We start from the raw sequence: 17974 nt of genomic DNA, 5'->3' as shown, positions 1-17974 counted from the left end.
CCTAATTAAACGTAAAACTTTGACAGTGTTTAGAAACCCGGTTTTTCAAATAAACCGGGTTTTTTGGGTTAGCGTGCGTCTAGGACTTGACAAATAAAAAAACCCGGTTTCTCAAATAAACCGGGTTTCTGGGATGATAGAAAAATAAACTAATTTTACTTGGTTTTCTTCTTCGTCGCAGTCGCAGTCGCCGTCTTTTTAGCAGTGGTTTTCTTCGCCGCAGTCTCCGTCTTTTTAGCAGTAGTTTTCTTCGCCGCCGTCTTCTCAGTTGCAGTCTCCGACTTCGCCGCTGTCTTAGTAGACTTCTTGGACTTGCTGCTAGTTTTTCCCCCGGCTGCTTCCTTGGTTGCTAACAATTCCAGTGCTCTTTGTAAGGTGAAATTCTCCACAGATTCATCCTTGGACAAAGAAGCATTGATATCGCCGTGTTTCACGTAGGGGCCGTAGCGGCCGTCGTAAACATTAATGGGTTCTCCCGACTCTGGATGCGCGCCCAATTCCTTCAAAGGTGTCGCGGCTTTGCTGTTGCGGCCGCGGGCGGCTTTCGGCTGGGCTAACAATTCTAATGCCCGATCGAGCTCGATCGTCAAAACATCATCCGGCGGTTTGATCGATCGATAATCTTTCCCAACCTTACCCTGGTCGTGCACCACATAAGGCCCGTACATCCCCAAATTAGCTTGCACCTTCGCCCCCGTCTCCGGGTGAGCACCCAACAACCGGGGTAAAGTCAACAAACTCACCGCCATATCCAGCGTCACGCTATCCTTATCCGTTCCCTTCGGTAAAGAAGCCCGCTTCGGTTTCTTGTTCGTTTCCGAAACATCCCCTAACTGAACGTATGGCCCGTAACTGCCAATCAGCACATAAATCGGTTCCCCGGTTTCCGGGTGAAGACCCAATTTTTCCGGGCCTTCCGTTTTTTGCTTTAACAGAAAGTCAACTTTTTCCGGGTCTAAATCTGCAGGCGTCAAATCTTGGGGAATCGATGCTTTTACCAGGCCTTCTTCGCTTTCAGATTCCAGGTATGCGCCGAATTTCCCAATGCAAACTTTGGCAGACAGATTTTCCAATACCACGGTTCGGGCAACTTTTGCATCAATCTGACTTTCCTGTTCTTTAACTTGGGTTGCGAGTCCGCTGTCCCCTGTATAAAACTTTTGCAAATACGGCAGCCATTTCGCCTCGCCGGTGGCAATTTCATCGAGGGTTTGTTCCATTCGGGAAGTAAAACCGGTGTCTACTAAATCGGGAAAATGTGTTTCCAATAAAGTCGTGACGGCGAAAGCAGTGAATGTCGGAATTAGGGCGTTAGCTATTAATTTGGCATATCCCCGATCGACAATTGTACCGATAATACTCGCGTAGGTACTCGGACGGCCCACACCTTCGCTTTCTAGCATTTTCACCAGAGAAGCTTCCGTGTAGCGGGCGGGAGGTTGAGTTTCGTGTCCAACTGCCTCTAAATCTTTACAATTAGGTTTATCGCCCACCTTCAGCGCCGGCAAAATCACCTCTTGGTCTTCCAACGCCGCATTCGGATCGTCGGAACCTTCCACGTAGGCGCGCAAAAAGCCTGGAAAATCAATGCGTTTGCCGCTGGAACGGAAACCGGCATCTTCTACCTGAGTTAATACAGTGACGTGAGTTTGGCGGGAATCGGCCATTTGAGAAGCCACAGTCCGCTTCCAAATCAAATCGTAGAGGCGGAAATCAATGCCGTCCAATCCGGTTTGCTGCGGAGTCCGAAAAGTGCTGCCTGCAGGACGGATAGCTTCGTGGGCTTCCTGCGCGCCTTTGCTTTTCGTGGTGTATTTGCGCGGTTGGGGGCTGAGGTATTCGCTGCCGTAAAGTTCTTGGACGCAAGTTCGGGCGGCGGCGATCGCCTGTTCGGACAAATGTACCGAATCCGTCCGCATATAGGTGATAAAACCGCGTTCGTAGAGACTTTGGGCAATTCGCATGGTTTCCCGCGCACCCAGCCGCAGCTTGCGGTTAGCTTCCTGCTGCAAAGTCGAGGTCGTAAACGGCGGCGAAGGTTTGCGGGTGACTGGCCGTTCTTCGAGATTTGTGACAGTCCAAGGTTTGTTTTGGATGCGTGAGAGTAAAGCCCGCGCCTGTTCTTCGTTCAGCAAAAGTACGCGGCGGCCTGCGATAATTTGCCCGGTATTTTCATCAAAATCGCTGCCGTTTGCAACTTTCACATTGCCGACTGTCACGAGTTTGGCATCAAAGGAAATTTTGCCCTTTTCCAAAAGGGCTTTTAAATCCCAGTAACTACCTTGGCGGAAAGCGCGGCGTTCCCGTTCCCGGCGCACCAACAGGCGTACAGCGACTGACTGTACTCTACCGGCCGACAAACCCCAAGCGATTTTTTTCCACAGTAGCGGGGAGAGTGTGTAACCGACGAGTCTGTCGAGAATTCGGCGAGTTTCTTGGGCTTGTACTACTCGATTGTCGATATCGCGGCAGTGAGTCAAAGCGTCGCGGATTGCTTCGCGGGTGATTTCGTGAAACACCATCCGCTTGATGGGAACTTTGGGTTTGAGGATTTGCAGCAAATGCCAGGAAATGCTTTCGCCTTCCCGGTCTTCGTCAGTGGCTAGAATCAGTTCTGTGGCTTCTTTGAGGGCGTCTTTGAGTTCTTTAACAATTTTCTTTTTATCTTTCGGGATGACGTAGAGGGGTTCAAAGTCTGCTTCCACGTTTACGCCCAGTTGCGCCCATTTTTCTCCTTTAACGGCTTCTGGTATTTCTTCTGCCGAGGATGGGAGGTCGCGGACATGGCCCATCGATGCCTCTACGCGGTAGGTGGAGGGCAGGAAGTTGCGAATGGTGCGGGCTTTGGTCGGAGATTCGACGATGACTAAGGTTGACATGGCATCTTTTAAATATGTATGGCAGCGCAGCTAGAGGGTCTAAGTTAGAGAGTTTAGGTCAGATGTCAAGGCTTCTTTCAACTTTGGGCGATTATTTTCAAACTACCTTAATTTTTAAGTTACTGCCGATCGGGTTGCAGGTGACAAGCTGATGGGATTTTACTGCTTTCGGGACAGAAGCTGCGAATCGCGTCTCTACAAGATGCACCGGATGATGACCTGACTTTACCAGAATAGTCGGTAACTGGATGTTGAGACTGCTGGATGCGGGCGGATGGTTCCTCAATCTAGTTGTAACTTGAACCTTGGGAAAGGTTGGGGCGATCGATTTTCGATTTTCGATTTTCGATTTTCGATTTTCGATTGGGAAAAATTGGCTGAGTAGAGGTTTGGGACTTTGGTACAGTACGCTGTGCAGCATCAGCGCGGCGATCCGAAGGAAAGCGATCGCACAAGGTTAAAATTACTGGAGCGATCGATTCTACGAACAATGCTATGACATTTGAATTCGACCATCTTTTCATCCTTACTGATATTGGTGCTTCCGAAGCTAATCGTTTATCATCATTCGGTTTAGTTGAGGGTTCATCTCGCATTCATCGCGGACAAGGTACAACCAATCGCTGTTTCTTTTTCCATAACGCAATGTTGGAATTGTTATGGATTCACGATCCAGAAGAGGCGCAGTCTGAGCCAATTAATCAGACTCGTCTTTGGGAGCGATCGACAAATCGAAATAATGGTGCGTGTCCGTTTGGCATCTGTTTGCGTTCAACCAAAGATTCTGATGACACAATTGCATTTTCTAGTTGGGCATATCGTCCACCTTATCTACCTGAAACAATCAGTATAGCGGTGGCTACAAATAGTGATGTGTTGACTGAACCCATGCTTTTTCAAATTCCCTTTGGTAAACGTCCCGATCGATACTCTGCCGAGAACTCAAAGCCTTTGAAGCATGGTGTTGTTTGCGCGAAATTACTCGTGTAGAATTAGTCAGTCCTGCTGCCAACAATCCGTCACCTGAACTGCAAGCTGTGATTGACACAAATCAGCTAAAGTTACGGATAGGAACCGAGTATTTTGTGGAGCTGGGTTTTGATGGAGAAGTGCAGGGACAACAGGTAGATTTTCGACCGGGATTGCCGCTTATTATCAGTTGGTAATCTCAAGCCGTCAGCTAACAATAATTTTTATAAACTGTAGAAGTCTTGGCATTGCACAATTTGAGGATGATGCTTGTGCGGAGTAGGAGTTAGCTCTGAAAATACACGCCTTCGGGCGGGAGGCCCGTCCCACAAAACAATCAAAATAAATAATCGCGCAATTATGCAAGGCAGAATTTTTTGTCGGTTAGCTATAGTTCACGGCGCTGCGACAGAATTATTTTTAAAGCGTCTGCCGTTAAATCAATTGTTTTTTAGTGATTTATTTTCATAAAGTATTCCTCAAACTCTCAGTGTCGCGGCAGTATTTTTTGGGGAATTTATATGTTTAACTAAAGTTCCGTTTTCAGTAAAGTCAGCCTCCCGCTTAAAGACTAGCAACGTAATATCATCAAATACTTTCTGCTTGCCGATATGTTGTCGCACATCTGCAATCACCGCATCCTTAATTTCGGCAGCAGACTTGTGCCAATTTTGACCGATCACTTGACACAATTGCTTCAGTCCATACTGTTTTTTTCCGATGTTATAGGCTTCTGGAATGCCATCAGTATAAAGCACCACGCCATCCCCAGGTTCTAGCTGAATCAGGATGTGACTGATGAAATCTGCGATATCATCATCTAAAGCGATCGGGAAGCCTAAATCCATCGTGTCGATGCGCTCAACCTCTCCATTTTTTCGCACTACTAGCGTTTCTTCATGTTGACCGCTGATGCTGATTCGTCCTTCGGAATAGTTCAAAATCGCCAGCGTCAAACTTTTCTCAGAATTCATCCGCTGCACGTTTTTGTAGAGGGTACGGTTGAGTACATCCAGGAATCGAACGGGGTCTAGTTCGCGAATCTCTTGCAGGGTGCGAACTGAGGTTTGCGTCATCAGCATTAGAATGCCACTCTCCAGGCCGTGTCCGGTGACATCGCCGATACCCAGTGTTACCACACCATCGATCTGTAACACGTCGTAGTAATCACCTCCTACTTCATCGGCGGATTCCATGTATGCGGCGATATCTAGTCCGTCAATTTCCAGTTCATCGGGGTTGGGCAAAATCATTTGCTGGATGTGACGCGCCACATTCAATTCTGCACCTAAACGGAGGTTGTCTTCTTTGAGTTTTGCGTTGAGGGCGATGATTTCCTCATTAGCATTAGCTAGTTCTGCTGTTCGTTCTTTAACTTTGTCTTCGAGGGTTTCAAAGGATTCTTGGATTTGCCTCGCCATACTGTTGAAGGATCGTGCCAGCAAACCGATTTCGTCTTGCGATCGCGTCTTGACACGCATATCTAAGCGACCGGCCGTAAACTGGGCAACCGCTTGGGTGAGGTCAATCACAGGCTTTGTTAATAGTTGTGCGATCGCAAAAGCGATGACAGTTACAATTGTGGCGATGATTGCTAATAAAAGAAGTGCATCGCGTATTTGTTTTTCTACAGGTGCTAGGGCAACGGCAATGGGCTGTGCGAAAACGACTGACCAAGGTTTATACTTCAGGTGGGCGATCGCTAAAAGGCTCAACTCATTTTTATTACCCCTAGCTGCCAACCGTGTGGTTAGATAGTGTTGTTTAGTATCTAATGCTTGCTTGAGATCGGACAAATTGATTGCAAGTTCTTGGGTTAAAGTCTTAGGCAAACGCCCTTCGCGTTGCAGTTTCGCTACAAGATTGGGCGACAAAGGCACAATGGATTTGAAAAGGAGTTCGGGTTTAGTGCTATGTGCCAAATGGATATAGTGTTCATCTAAAAGAACTGCTAACGATTTCGCACCTGCGTGTTCAGTTTCCCGAGTCACCAACTGCTGGACAGATGTGGCATTGTATGTCACCCGCAATACACCCAATATATTTCCCTTCGCATCGCGAACAGGACTGCTAAAGAACAGCGTAACGAGGTTGGGAATTGTCGGCGATTGTCTAATACTAGAAACAAAAGATAGTTGAGTTTTGAGCGGTTCTTGGAAGTAATCTTGACCGGATTCATCTCGTCCAACATCCGGTGGATTCGTATCGAGTACATTCTGTCCGTTTAAGTTGAGCAAGGCATAGGAGATAATATTAAGCGTATCTTTGCGACTGAGCCTGGTTAAGGTTTCAGTCGCCAATATCTCTTGGGGACTATCCTTTCGCCGTTCTGGAGGTAGGCTCAGATAGGCTGCCAAACCTGGTAAAATCGCTTCTACGCGCACGGCATTGAGATTCGCATCGATAAACCCATCTATTCTGTTAGCGGTTTCCTGAGCCTCAGCAGATAGGGCTTGTCGTGCGTTTTCGGTCAAGGCGTTTTCGGTTGTATGTTTGTCGATAAATGCTAACAACAGCAATGGAATCAGAGCAACGACGAGAAACGACAAGATTAACTTTGTACGAATGCTTTTCAAAAAATAGCGATTCATGGTTTCCGACTAGGAGGGGGAGTTAAGAAAGAAGAATTGAACAAGGTTTCTAGATTGGGAAGGCGCGTCACATTGCCCGTGCGAATAAAAAAATCCGCATATTTAGTGGCGGTTTTGTAGATATAATTAGGACTGTCTGATTGAAAGTATTTTTGATTTTCGGCCAAGTCAGTGAGGTTTATTCCCTCGAAAGATATTGTCTTGCTGGGAATATTCAACGCTTTGCTGGCGATCGCGTTTCCTTCGGGAATATTGGCTTCCCAATAGGACAAGCCTTGAAGCCAGCCTCGCACAAAGGCGCGAATATCTTGGGGGCGATCGCGTATGACCTCACCCCGAAACGCTACTACATCCAAAATTAAGCCTGGGGTTTGTTTGCTGGTAAACAAAATATTTGCCCCTAATTGTAATGCTTCAGAAAGATGCGGTTCCCAAGTGTGTCCTGCTTGGATAGCATTGTCTTGCAAGCGTTGGGGAACTTCTAAACCATCAACTTTAACTAGCCTAACATCATCGCTCGTCAGCTTAGAGATTTTCAACATCTCACTAACGAAGACCTCGCTAAAGCTTCCTAGATTGGCACCAAGCTTTTTTCCTTTCAAGTTAAGGATTGTTTTAATGTCGGATTGCGCGACTACCACATCTGCACCTGTCGATTCATCCACAACCATTACAGCTTGCATATCAGGATTTGTGGCACTCAAGATTATAAAATCGCCCAAGGTCAATCCGATCCCATCATACTTCCCTGCACTGAAATCTGCTTGTTGGAATTGTAAGTAGTCTACATAGCTGAGTTCCACGTCTATCCCTTGCGCTTTGAAGAATCCTTTCTCTTGAGCAATGATGCCCGGTCTATAGCCAACAAAAGAGATAGAACTTACTTTCAGGGAAGGACGTTTTACTTTTAGGGATTCCGGAGAATGACAAGCAAGCAGCAGCCAGCAGGTAATAATAATAATAATAATAAAGATGCTATTGAAAAACGAGCGTTTCATGGTTTCAGACTAGGAGGGGAGGTTAAGAAAGAAGAATTGAACAAGGTTTCTAGATTGGGAAGGCGCGTTACATTGCCCGTGCGAATAAAAAAATCCGCATATTTCTTGGCGGTTTTGTAGATATAATTAGGACTGTCTGATTGAAAGTATTTTTGATTTTCGGTCAAGTCAGTGAGGTCTATTCCCTCGAAAGAGATTGTCTTGATGGGAATATTCAACCCTTTGCTGGCGATCGCGTTTCCTTCGGGAATATTGGCTTCCCAATAGGACAAGGCTTGAAGCCAGCCTCGCACAAAGGCGCCAATATCTTGAGGGCGATCGCGTATTACCTCACCCCGAAACGCGATCAAATCCAAAATTAAGCCTGGGGTTTGCTTGCTGGTAAAGAGGATATGTGCACCTAATTTTAATGCTTCAGAAAGATGCGGTTCCCAAGTGTGCCCTGCTTGGATAGCATTGTTTTGCAAGCGCTGGGGAACTTCTAAAGCATCGACTTTAACCAGGCTCACATCATCGCTCGTCAGTTTAGAGATTTTCAACATCTCAGTAACGAAAACTTCGCTAAAGCCGCCTAGATTGGCACCAAGCTTTTTTCGTTTCAAGTTAAGAATTGTTTTAATGTCGGATTGCGCGACTACCACATCTGCACCTGTCGATTCATCCACAACCATCACAGCTTGCACATCAGGATTTTTGGCACTCAAGATAATCAAATTGCCCAAGGGCAATCCGATCCCATCATACTTCCCTGCAATGAAATCTGCTTGTTGGAATCTTGAGTAGTCTACATAGCTGAGTTCCACGTCTATCCCTTGCGCTTTGAAGAATCCTTTCTCTCGAGCAATGAGGAGAGGTGTATAGCCAACAAAAGGTACACAAGATACTTTCAGGGGAGGGCGTTTTACTTTTAGGGATTCCGGGGAATGACAAGCAAACAGCAGCCCGCCGGTAATAATAAAGATACAGATGTAATTGAGTAGTTTAGACATACTAGCTATAGCATTCCTGGTGTAGAAAAGGCGACTGATATTTTATTGAGTTCGATCGACCTAAGTGCATCCTCCGCAATTGCCGCTAAACCTGTGCCGGTGGCGATATCTAGAACTTGCTGCGCCGATCGCACTTTTGCCAATTCTACTAACCGAGTTGCAACTTGTTTGTGAAATTCATTTTCGCAGTCGGGACGGTTGTTGAAGTCATTGAGAATAAGTTGTTTGTACGCACTTAGCAAGTAAGCCATGCCGAATTACTGGTTTAACTTTCTATATTGTGGCAGTTATGGTCGATCGCGACGAAAGTCGCAGGTGACATCTGTTGGCAATCTCTACAATGCGCGCCAATGTATGCAAAACCCCTACCGAGTATCAACTCCCGGGCCGCAAACACCCGCAAAACTGGGAGCGCGAAGCTGTAATCAGCTACAATCTTTGTTTGGTAAAGAATTTTTACGAGTTCACTGCCCATTACAGCCTTTGCGGCTTGTACTACCCAACCTGCGTGAAAATATGGATTTTGCTACTCTTGCCGCCCAGCTAAATGCTGGAACTATCTTACCGGAGGGAATTGTCATCATCACCCTCTTGGTTGTTCTCGTCGGCGATTTAATCGTAGGCCGCAGTTCCTCGGGTTGGACTCCCTACGCTGCCGTTGCGGGTTTGCTGGCCGCCGTCGCTGCGTTGTGTTTGCAGTGGGATAACACGGATACTGTCTCGTTTCTAGGCGGCTTTAACAGCGATGCCTTGAGTTTAGTATTTCGCGGAATTATCGCTTTGAGTGCGGCTGTCACTATTTTGATCTCCGTCCGCTATGTACTGCAAACGGGTACAGCTTTAGCCGAATTTATCGGCATTTTACTCAGCGCTACTTTGGGAGGAATGTTCCTCAGCGGCGCTGATGAATTGGTGATGATTTTTATTTCCTTGGAAACTCTGAGTATCTCGTCTTATTTGCTGACGGGTTACACAAAACGCGACCCGCGTTCCAATGAAGCTGCTTTGAAATATTTGTTAATTGGTGCATCTTCTTCGGCGGTGTTTCTCTACGGTATTTCGCTGTTGTACGGGTTGTCTGGCGGCGAAACTAAGCTGAGTGCGATCGCGACTAGCCTTTCTACTGTGAATGAAGGTCAATCTCTCGGTTTGGTGATTGCTTTGGTTTTTGCGATCGCCGGAATCGCCTTCAAAATCTCTGCGGTTCCCTTTCACCAGTGGACTCCTGACGTTTACGAAGGTTCTCCTACACCCGTTGTTGCCTTCCTTTCTGTCGGTTCCAAAGCAGCGGGTTTTGCCCTAGCAATCCGCTTGTTAGCAACTGCTTTCCCCGCACTTACCGAACAGTGGCACTTCGTATTCACGGCCTTAGCTATTCTCAGCATGGTGTTGGGCAATGTGGTTGCCCTCGCCCAGACTAGCATGAAGCGGCTTTTGGCTTATTCGTCGATCGGGCAAGCCGGTTTTGTAATGATTGGTTTGGTTGCAGGAACAGAAGCCGGTTACTCCAGCATGATATTTTATATGTTGGTTTACCTGTTTATGAACTTGGGTGCTTTCGCCTGCATCATCCTGTTCTCGCTGCGGACTGGAACCGACCAAATTAGCGAATACTCGGGTTTGTATCAAAAAGACCCGCTGCTAACTTTAACCTTGAGTATTTGCCTGCTTTCTCTCGGCGGAATTCCGCCGCTGGCTGGATTTTTTGGCAAAATCTATCTGTTCTGGGCAGGCTGGCAAGCTGGACTTTACGGCTTAGTTATTCTGGGATTAATTACCAGCGTCGTTTCGATTTACTACTACATCCGCGTTGTCAAGATGATGGTAGTCAAGGAACCTCAAGAAATGTCAAATGCGGTGAAAACTTATCCCGAAGTTCGCTGGAACCTTCAGGGAATGCGGCCTTTGCAGGTCAGCGTTGTACTCGCCTTGGTTGCGACAAGCTTGGCAGGTATTTTGTCTAACCCTTTGTTTAATTTGGCTAATGATGCTGTTACCAAAAGTCCCATCTTGCAGTCGGCATTGAGTCAGGTGCAACCTGTTGTGGCTGCAAAAGTTGAATCGAATTTGTTGTCTGGCAGGGATTAATTTTTCCTGTTGGGAAATCTTGGAAAGCGCCTAACTATTGAAGTGGGCGCTTTTTTTTGTTGTGATATACTGTTAGTTATGATTTTTAACCGCAGATGCAGGCAGATTAACGCAGATAAACGTAGATAAAAGTTAGTACAGAGGTAACAATGTTAGTACAAAGTAAGAAAAAGTTTTATACTCCAGATGAGTACCGGGAGTTAGAGGAAAATGCTGAGTTTAGAAATGAATACCGCGATGGAGAAATTGTACAAATGAGTGGTGTTAGTATTAATCACAGCCGGATTATCCGAAATTTGAGTAGAGTCTTGGGAAATTTGCTTGAGGGGCAGCCCTATGAGCTTTTTCACAACGATTTGCGGTTGTGGATTCCTCGGTAGCGACGGGGAACTTACCCGGATGCGATGGTGATTGAAGGGGAACCCGTTTTTACCGAGGGACGCAGTGATGAGCTCCTCAATCCGATGCTCATCGTGGAAGTGCTTTCTAAGTCTACCAAGGATTTCGATCGAGAGGATAAGTTTCGGTTTTATCGATCTATCCCTGAATTCTGTGAATATGTGTTAGTCAATCAATCTGAGTTTTTAGTCGCACAATATATTAAAACAGAATCGAATGAATGGTTATTTCGGGAATATGAGGGAGAGACAGCAACAGTTTCTTTTGCTTCCTTGGCAGTGCAAATGTCGATGAGCGAGATTTATGCAAAAGTGGTATTTGAAAGCCAGGAAACGGAAGTACAAGAAGAAAATTAATGCTATTGGGGGATGCGAATATCAAGATCCCCGACTTCCAAATCAAATTTATTCAGTAGTAATCGAGATTCTCACCAAGAAGTCGGGGATTGGATTGGTTGGCACCAGAGTTTCAAAAGTTAAATTAAGAGTGAAATTAGATGAATGTAATTTGGTTACTGTTAAAGGCTTCTTGGCTAAATGTTTCCATTGCCATACTCACAGGTTTAATCAGCGGCGGTTGCAGCGCTATGTTAATTGCTCTAATCAACCGTGCAATCAACGACAATTCAAATCAGAATTTAGTCTGGTATTTTGCCGGATTAGCAGTTTTGGCTCTCGTCGCCGGAGTCATATCGCAATTTTTGTTAATCTACCTTTCTCAAGAAGCTGTTTACAATCTGCGGCTGAGTTTGAGTCGCGGGATTTTGTCTACTCCTTTGCGGAATTTGGAAGAGTTGGGCGCTAACCGCTTGCTGGCAACTCTCACCGATGATGTGGGAACGCTTTCTAATACTATATTTTTGATTCCTTTTCTCTGTGTTGATATCGCCGTTGTTGTCGGCTGCTTAACTTATTTAAGCACGATTTCGGGTACAGTTTTTGTTGTTGTATTTAGTTTTTTGGTGCTGACGATTGGCACGGTGCAGTTGTTGCTCAGCAAAATGCGGAAATTCTTCGATTTAGCCAGAGAAGAACAAGATATATTGTTTAAGCATTTTCGCAGTATTACTGATGGAATTAAGGAACTAAAACTGCATTCCTTGCGCCGCCAAGAGTTTTTTACAGAACAATTGCAGGTGAGTGCTGATGCTTCCCGCGATTATAACGTGACTGCTTTGAATACTGGTGCAGTTGCAATGGGAGTTGGGCAGTTGCTGTTTTTTATGCTGATGGGTTTGTTGTTATTTGTTTTACCCAAATTCCTGCCAGTTTCTACTCCGGTTTTGTCAGCTTACATTCTGACAAGTACCTATTTGATGTCTCCGTTTAACAATATTTTGCAAAGGTTGCCGGCGCTTTTTCGTGCTAATACTTCTGTGGAAAAGATAGAGAGAATGGGGTTGGCTTTGGCGAGTCAAGCTGAGATAAATTCAACGGTTAAACCGATTCAAACTGCTGAGTGGGAGACGCTGGAGTTAAATCGAGTAATTCACAGCTATCCGGGAGAAAAAGAAGACAGCAATTTTAGTTTGGGCGAGCTTAATTTGAAGTTTCATCCTGGTCAATTGGTGTTTATAATTGGCGGTAACGGCAGCGGCAAGTCTACTTTAGCTAAGTTAATCACTGGTTTGTACATTCCTGAATCGGGAAAAATTATCTTAGATGGCCAGCCAATTACTGATGAAAATCGAGAGTGGTACAGGCAGCATTTTTCTGTGATTTTTTCGGATTTCTATCTGTTTGAAAGGCTTTTGGGGATGACTAATCACGATTTGGACAAGCAGGCGGCTGAATATTTGCGAGAGTTTCATTTGGAGAATAAAGTTCAGGTGAAAGACGGAGTTTTGTCAACTACGGCTTTGTCTCAGGGACAGCGAAAGCGGCTGGCTTTGCTGACGGCGTATTTGGAAGATAGACCGATTTATTTGTTTGATGAATGGGCTTCGGATCAAGACCCGTTTTTCCGGGATATTTTTTACAAGCAGTTGCTACCGGAGTTGAAGCGGCGGGGGAAAACGGTTTTTGTGATTAGTCACGACGATCGCTATTTTGATTTAGCCGATCGCGCAATTAAACTAGATTACGGTAAAGTAGAGTATGACAGATAAAATGGATAACTACCGAATTGTCGAAACTTTGACCGAAAACCAGGTTTCTGACTTGATGGATTTGTACAAAAACGAGTTTTGGAGCGACAAGCGGACGCGGGAAGATGTTGTGAAAATGCTGGCGGCGACTGATGTTATCATTGGTTTTGTCGATGAGAGCGATCGGCTAATTGGCATTACCCGCGTCATTACCGATTTCGTATACAGAGCCATGATTTTTGATGTCATTATCAAGCCGACACACAGAAAGATGGGTCTGGGCGCGAAGTTGATGGATGCAGTTTTAACTCATCCCGAACTACAAGCTGTCGAGCATTTTTATCTTAATTGTTTGCCGAATATGATGCCGTTTTACGAGCGTTGGGGTTTTACGGATGATGTGGGCGAACTTAAGTTTTTGCGGCGAACAACAGGCTGAACTCAGCCATTTTAAAGCCCCAATTTTTCTTTAATTGCGTCTTGTTTGAAACCTACTAAGACAGCCGTTCCATCTTTAACAAAAAGAGGACGTTTCAATAGCATCGCATCCTTAGCAAAAGCCTCCACCCATTGTTCGCTCGTCCAATTTTTCTTGTCGTCGCCCAAAGCGCGGTAAGATTGACCGGAAGTATTTCGCATGGGTTGAAAACCCAAAGCAGCTACCCAGCTTTGAATTGTTTCGCGATTCGGCGGCTTTTCTTTTGTGTTAATGAACTCGTAATTAATGTCGCTATCTTGGAGCCACTGGAAAGCTTTTTTGCAGCTTCCGCAGTTCGGGATTCCGTAAACTTGAATTGACATACTTAATGACTGCTCATTGTTGATTGTTGACGGTTGACTGTTGACAGGAAAGCTAACAACCAATAACTAATGACTAGGAATTGCTGACTAATCTAGCTTGTTGAACCCATTTTTGCACGCGATCGACTGAAGGAGTCAAGTCATTGCGCTGCATTGTCGCTACGTGCAGCCTTAAAATTTGTTGGTGCAATCTCTCCACGGGCATTTGAGCCAATTGAGCCGGAGAAGCAACGCCGGCGTGCAGTAACAGCCCGCAATACTGACAGCCTACACTCGGAATTCGAGCCAAATTTGCCATGGCTACCCATTTATTAATATATTGAATGTTAATCTGTAATTGATGCGCTAGCAATGCTTTTGCAGCCTGCGTTTTCGTCATGCGAATTAGTTGTCCGGTTGTGGTGATGCTGCATTCTTCCAGTTGAGATTGGTTTTCCTTGCTCAATCCCGGTAAGTGTGCGATAGGCCAGTCGCGTAGTTGTACGGAAGTTTGATGAGCTTTGTGAGAAATTTTCATGTTTTTTCAGTGAATTTTACTTATACTTTAAAGTCTAAAATATCAAACCGTCAATACAGGCGATCGCGATCGCTCACCAAATCAACAAAAACCAGACAAACGAATTTCGCTAATGGCGGGTGTTGTGACATTTCTGCTAATTGGCTGCACAGTAGCATTTTCAGCATTTTTGTCCTCGCAGTCGGCAGGGTTCTTGCTTAACAAAATCATGCCGGCGATGACGACAAATACGATAAAAAATAGCGCCATAAAAATGATAGCAAAAAATCTGAGCAAGCTTAGACTTTTTCCAAAAATGGCTGCCAAGTTGGCAGTCAGGACTTTAGTGCTTTAATGCCGAAAATCAAACGACTTTCGTTGTATTGAAAACCAAACTCAAAATTATCAGTTTTTACTCATGAGAATTACAGCAGGTTGTGATTTGTTAACTAATACTTTACAGCAACGGCGGCAAAAACTGGCCAATTTAATTGATTTTCCGGTAATTCTCTGGTCTGGTCGCAGCATTCCTCGCAATTATCCGGCTCTTACTTTCCCTTTTCGCGCCAGCAGTCACTTTCTATATTTTGCTGGTTTGCCATTAGAAAATGCGGCCATTCGCTTAGAATCGGGAAAGTTAGAACTGTTCTTAGATGACGCACCTGCTAGCAACGCGCTTTGGCACGGAGAAATGCCAAAAAGAGCAGAAATTGCTGAACTAATTGGGGCTGATGCTGCTTTTCCAATGGCGCAATTAAAAGCGCGATCCTCTGCGAGGGCTGCGCTAACGACAAATGCAGCAACTATCGCCGTTCAGGATTATTTGACTCAGTTGGAACAGTCTCAAATTCTCGATCGCCCTCTGGCACTGCCCAAATCCCCAACCGGAATCGACCTAGAATTAACTCAGGCGATCGTATCTCTGCGCCTGAGCCACGATGCAGCCAGTTTGGCCGAATTGCGTCAAGCTGCGGCTGTCACCGTAGAAGCTCACAAAGCGGGAATGGCGGCAACTCGAAATGCTCAAATTGAAGCAGGGGTGCGCGCTGCAATGGAAAGTGTCATCATCTCCAAAAATATGACCTATGCCTATCCCAGTATCGTGACTGTACATGGAGAAGTCCTGCACAGCGAACATTATCACAATCCCCTACAAACAGGAGATTTGCTGTTAGCAGATGTCGGTGCGGAAACATCAATGGGATGGGCGGCTGATGTGACTCGCACTTGGCCTGTTTCTGGTAAGTTTTCTCCGACTCAAAAAGCGATATATGATGTGGTTTTGGCAGCGCACGATGCTTGTATCGATAAAATTAGTCCGGGCATGGAATATCAAGACATTCACTTGTTAGCTGCTCGAATTATGGCGGAAGGATTGGTCGATTTAGGTATTTTGCGGGGTCATGTTGAAGATTTGGTAGAAATAGACGCTCACGCGCTGTTTTTTGTCCACGGAATCGGACATTTAATCGGTTTAGATGTTCACGATATGGAAGATTTAGGAGATTTGGCTGGCTATCAAGAAGGAAGAACGAGAAGCAGTCGGTTTGGGTTGGGATTTTTGCGGCTGAATCGAGTTTTGCGATCGGGAATGCTGGTATCGATCGAACCGGGATTTTATCAAGTGCCGGCAATTTTGAATAACTCGGAAAATCGCGCTAAATATAAAGATTTCGTAAAGTGGGACGAGTTGGAAAAATTCGCAGATGTGCGGGGAATACGCATAGAAGATGATATACTTGTCAGCGAAGAGGGTAGAGAAGTATTGACAGGAAAACTGCCAACAAAAGCTCTGGAGATTGAGGAGTTAGTTGCGGTAAATACGTAAGTAGAGCCGAGTTCGATCGGGTATGAAAAAAGATAAATAAAGATGAATAAAGCTTGGCAAATAGGTCTTTTGATGCTCGTTGAAAAACTGGCCGCGCAAGTCCAAAAATTCGCAGCACAGAGACTTGCGCGGATTTTTCGGAAACCTGTATCCTCGCCGCCGATGCAAGCTGCACCTTTACCCAGCAACGAAGCAGAGAGGCTAGAAGCACTCTACCGCTACAACATTCTCGATACAGATGCCGAAGCAGCTTTTGATGACCTAACAGCTTTAGCATCCTATATTTGCGGCACTCCTATTGCTTTAGTCAGCTTAATCGATTCTAACCGACAGTGGTTTAAATCAAAAGTCGGTCTGGAAGTGCCAGAAACTCCGAGAGAGTTAGCTTTTTGCGCCCACGCTATTTTAAATCCCAACGAATTGCTAGTTGTACCAAATGCTCTAGAAGACGATCGCTTTGCCGGCAATCCGCTAGTAACTTCCGATCCCAATATTCGATTTTATGCTGGAGCCCCGCTAGTAACTGCTGACGGTTTCCCGATCGGCACTTTGTGCGCGATAGATACAGTTCCTCGCAATCTCACTCCAGAACAGCTAGAAGCGCTGCGGACTTTAGGACGGCAAATTATTAGCCAAATGGAGTTGCGAATTAATCTGACTAAATTAAAGCGCGCCAAGTTTCGGCAGAAACAAGTTGAAGGAAAACTCCGTTCAAGTGACGAGCAAATTGTCAATTTTTTAGAAGAAATGAGCGATGCTTTTTTTGCTCTCGACCCCCAGTGGCGATTTACTTACGTCAATTACAAAGCATCGCAATTTTTGCACCGCTCGCCGGAAGAACTTTTTGGTAAAATTTTTTGGGAAGAGTTTCCCGAGTTAGTAAATTCGGTATTTTATGAAGAGTGTCATGAAGCTGTAGCCAAACAAGTTGGAGTGAGTTTTGAAAAATATTCTCATCCCTTAAAAGTCTGGTTGGAAGTCCGGGCTTTTCCGAGTCACGACGGCATTTCAGTGTTTTTTCACGACATCACCAAGCGCAAGCAGATGGAATCTGCACTCAGAAAAGAACAGCAAAAAACTGAAAGTTTACTGCTAAATATTTTGCCAGAACCGATCGCCGACAGGTTGAAGTACCAACCTGGGGTAATTGCAGACAAGTTTGAAAAAGCAACAATTCTTTTTGCTGACTTGGTGAATTTTACGCAAATTTCTACCACGATGTCTGCCACTAAATTGGTATACTTGCTGAACGAAATTTTCTCAATTTTTGACGAACTGAGTGACAAGCACGGCTTAGAAAAAATCAAGACGATCGGTGACGCTTACATGGTAGCAGGCGGTATTCCGATTGAACGCCCAGACCACGCAGAGGCGATCGCCGAAATGGCGCTGGATATGCTAGCAGCAATTGATGAATTAAATCTGAAGCTAGACGCGAAATTTGACCTCCGAATCGGGATTAATAGCGGCCCGGTGGTAGCGGGGGTAATCGGCACTAAAAAATTTATTTACGATTTGTGGGGAGATGCCGTAAATACAGCTAGCCGCATGGAATCTCACGGCATACCAGGCCGAATTCAAGTTAGTTTCTATACTTACGAGTTGCTGCGGGATCAATATGAATTTGAAGAGCGCGGCTCGATCGAGATTAAAGGTAAAGGAGAAATGCGGACTTATTTTCTGACGGATATAAAAATAGCAAGGTCTCCCGAAATCGGAGTGTAAATAAAATTAAGAGTGGAAAGTACCTGATTGTTGAGGGAAATGCCGGAGGCTGTACTCATAGTCTCTTCGGCGCGCTCGCAAGGCAAGCAAAAGCGTCGGAGCAGATCGGTCAAATCAGATTATGC

At 45.4% G+C, this 17974-nt stretch carries 16 protein-coding genes and 1 pseudogene; 9 read left to right on the top strand and 8 right to left on the bottom strand.

Going from position 1 to position 17974, the window contains the following annotated elements:
- Window positions 1–155: 155 nt before the first annotated feature.
- The gene (gene topA, locus QUA80_RS05410) at window positions 156–2879 is read right to left on the bottom strand and encodes a type I DNA topoisomerase (RefSeq protein WP_333422130.1); all 2724 of its coding nucleotides are present in this window, start codon (window positions 2877–2879) and stop codon (window positions 156–158) included.
- A 305-nt stretch (window positions 2880–3184) separates the two neighbouring features.
- Here topA and QUA80_RS05405 point away from each other — a divergent pair, with 305 nt between their 5' ends.
- Genes QUA80_RS05405 through QUA80_RS05395 form a run of 3 tightly spaced genes read left to right on the top strand, consistent with a single transcriptional unit; the run spans window position 3185 to window position 4045 of the window.
- Entirely contained in the window at window positions 3185–3340 is a 156-nt protein-coding gene (locus QUA80_RS05405) for a hypothetical protein (protein ID WP_333422128.1), read from the top strand.
- 34 nt (window positions 3341–3374) lie between these two features.
- On the top strand, window positions 3375–3869 hold the full coding sequence (locus QUA80_RS05400) for a hypothetical protein (protein ID WP_333422126.1): 495 nt from the start codon (window positions 3375–3377) through the stop codon (window positions 3867–3869).
- On the top strand, window positions 3848–4045 hold the full coding sequence (locus QUA80_RS05395; protein WP_333422124.1) for a hypothetical protein: 198 nt from the start codon (window positions 3848–3850) through the stop codon (window positions 4043–4045). Before QUA80_RS05400 ends, QUA80_RS05395 begins: the two co-directional genes overlap by 22 nt.
- Before the next feature lie 282 nt (window positions 4046–4327).
- Here QUA80_RS05395 and QUA80_RS05390 read toward each other — a convergent pair whose 3' ends face one another.
- Genes QUA80_RS05390 through QUA80_RS05375 form a run of 4 tightly spaced genes read right to left on the bottom strand, consistent with a single transcriptional unit; the run spans window position 4328 to window position 8677 of the window.
- On the bottom strand, window positions 4328–6439 hold the full coding sequence (locus QUA80_RS05390; RefSeq protein ID WP_333422122.1) for a SpoIIE family protein phosphatase: 2112 nt from the start codon (window positions 6437–6439) through the stop codon (window positions 4328–4330).
- Complete coding sequence (locus QUA80_RS05385) at window positions 6436–7437, bottom strand: ABC transporter substrate-binding protein (protein ID WP_333422120.1); 1002 nt, start codon at window positions 7435–7437, stop codon at window positions 6436–6438. The genes QUA80_RS05390 and QUA80_RS05385 overlap by 4 nt, the downstream gene beginning before the upstream one ends.
- Complete coding sequence (locus QUA80_RS05380) at window positions 7434–8426, bottom strand: ABC transporter substrate-binding protein (RefSeq protein ID WP_333422118.1); 993 nt, start codon at window positions 8424–8426, stop codon at window positions 7434–7436. The genes QUA80_RS05385 and QUA80_RS05380 overlap by 4 nt, the downstream gene beginning before the upstream one ends.
- A 5-nt stretch (window positions 8427–8431) precedes the next feature.
- On the bottom strand, window positions 8432–8677 hold the full coding sequence (locus QUA80_RS05375) for a hypothetical protein (protein ID WP_333422116.1): 246 nt from the start codon (window positions 8675–8677) through the stop codon (window positions 8432–8434).
- Window positions 8678–8942: 265 nt separating this feature from the next.
- Here QUA80_RS05375 and QUA80_RS05370 point away from each other — a divergent pair, with 265 nt between their 5' ends.
- From QUA80_RS05370 to QUA80_RS05355, 4 genes and pseudogenes are all read left to right on the top strand, one after another.
- Window positions 8943–10514 (top strand): NAD(P)H-quinone oxidoreductase subunit N, encoded by a 1572-nt coding sequence (locus QUA80_RS05370; protein ID WP_333422249.1) that lies wholly within the window; start codon window positions 8943–8945, stop codon window positions 10512–10514.
- A 149-nt stretch (window positions 10515–10663) separates the two neighbouring features.
- Window positions 10664–11269, top strand: a pseudogene (locus QUA80_RS05365) (Uma2 family endonuclease).
- A 140-nt stretch (window positions 11270–11409) separates the two neighbouring features.
- The gene (locus QUA80_RS05360) at window positions 11410–13020 is read left to right on the top strand and encodes a cyclic peptide export ABC transporter (RefSeq protein ID WP_333422114.1); all 1611 of its coding nucleotides are present in this window, start codon (window positions 11410–11412) and stop codon (window positions 13018–13020) included.
- Window positions 13010–13438, top strand: a complete 429-nt coding sequence (locus QUA80_RS05355; protein WP_333422112.1) for a GNAT family N-acetyltransferase — start codon at window positions 13010–13012, stop codon at window positions 13436–13438. The genes QUA80_RS05360 and QUA80_RS05355 overlap by 11 nt, the downstream gene beginning before the upstream one ends.
- A gap of 11 nt (window positions 13439–13449) precedes the next feature.
- Here the strand turns inward: QUA80_RS05355 and QUA80_RS05350 are convergent, their stop codons facing one another.
- The 3 genes from QUA80_RS05350 to QUA80_RS05340 form a co-directional block, all read right to left on the bottom strand.
- On the bottom strand, window positions 13450–13800 hold the full coding sequence (locus QUA80_RS05350; RefSeq protein ID WP_333422111.1) for a Spx/MgsR family RNA polymerase-binding regulatory protein: 351 nt from the start codon (window positions 13798–13800) through the stop codon (window positions 13450–13452).
- 73 nt (window positions 13801–13873) lie between these two features.
- Window positions 13874–14317, bottom strand: a complete 444-nt coding sequence (locus QUA80_RS05345) for a DUF4332 domain-containing protein (protein WP_333422109.1) — start codon at window positions 14315–14317, stop codon at window positions 13874–13876.
- An 81-nt stretch (window positions 14318–14398) separates the two neighbouring features.
- A complete protein-coding gene (locus QUA80_RS05340) occupies window positions 14399–14566 on the bottom strand; it encodes a hypothetical protein (RefSeq protein WP_333422108.1) in 168 nt (55 codons plus the stop codon).
- A gap of 148 nt (window positions 14567–14714) precedes the next feature.
- Here QUA80_RS05340 and QUA80_RS05335 point away from each other — a divergent pair, with 148 nt between their 5' ends.
- Window positions 14715–16124 (top strand): aminopeptidase P family protein, encoded by a 1410-nt coding sequence (locus QUA80_RS05335; protein WP_333422106.1) that lies wholly within the window; start codon window positions 14715–14717, stop codon window positions 16122–16124.
- A gap of 162 nt (window positions 16125–16286) precedes the next feature.
- Window positions 16287–17849, top strand: a complete 1563-nt coding sequence (locus QUA80_RS05330) for an adenylate/guanylate cyclase domain-containing protein (protein ID WP_445302206.1) — start codon at window positions 16287–16289, stop codon at window positions 17847–17849.
- Window positions 17850–17974 lie beyond the last annotated feature (125 nt).

Source organism: Microcoleus sp. F4-D5 (assembly GCF_036704885.1).
In the GTDB taxonomy this organism is placed as follows: domain Bacteria; phylum Cyanobacteriota; class Cyanobacteriia; order Cyanobacteriales; family Microcoleaceae; genus Microcoleus.
Note: the sequence above shows the minus strand (reverse complement) of the source record. Positions and strands in the feature narration are given on the sequence as shown.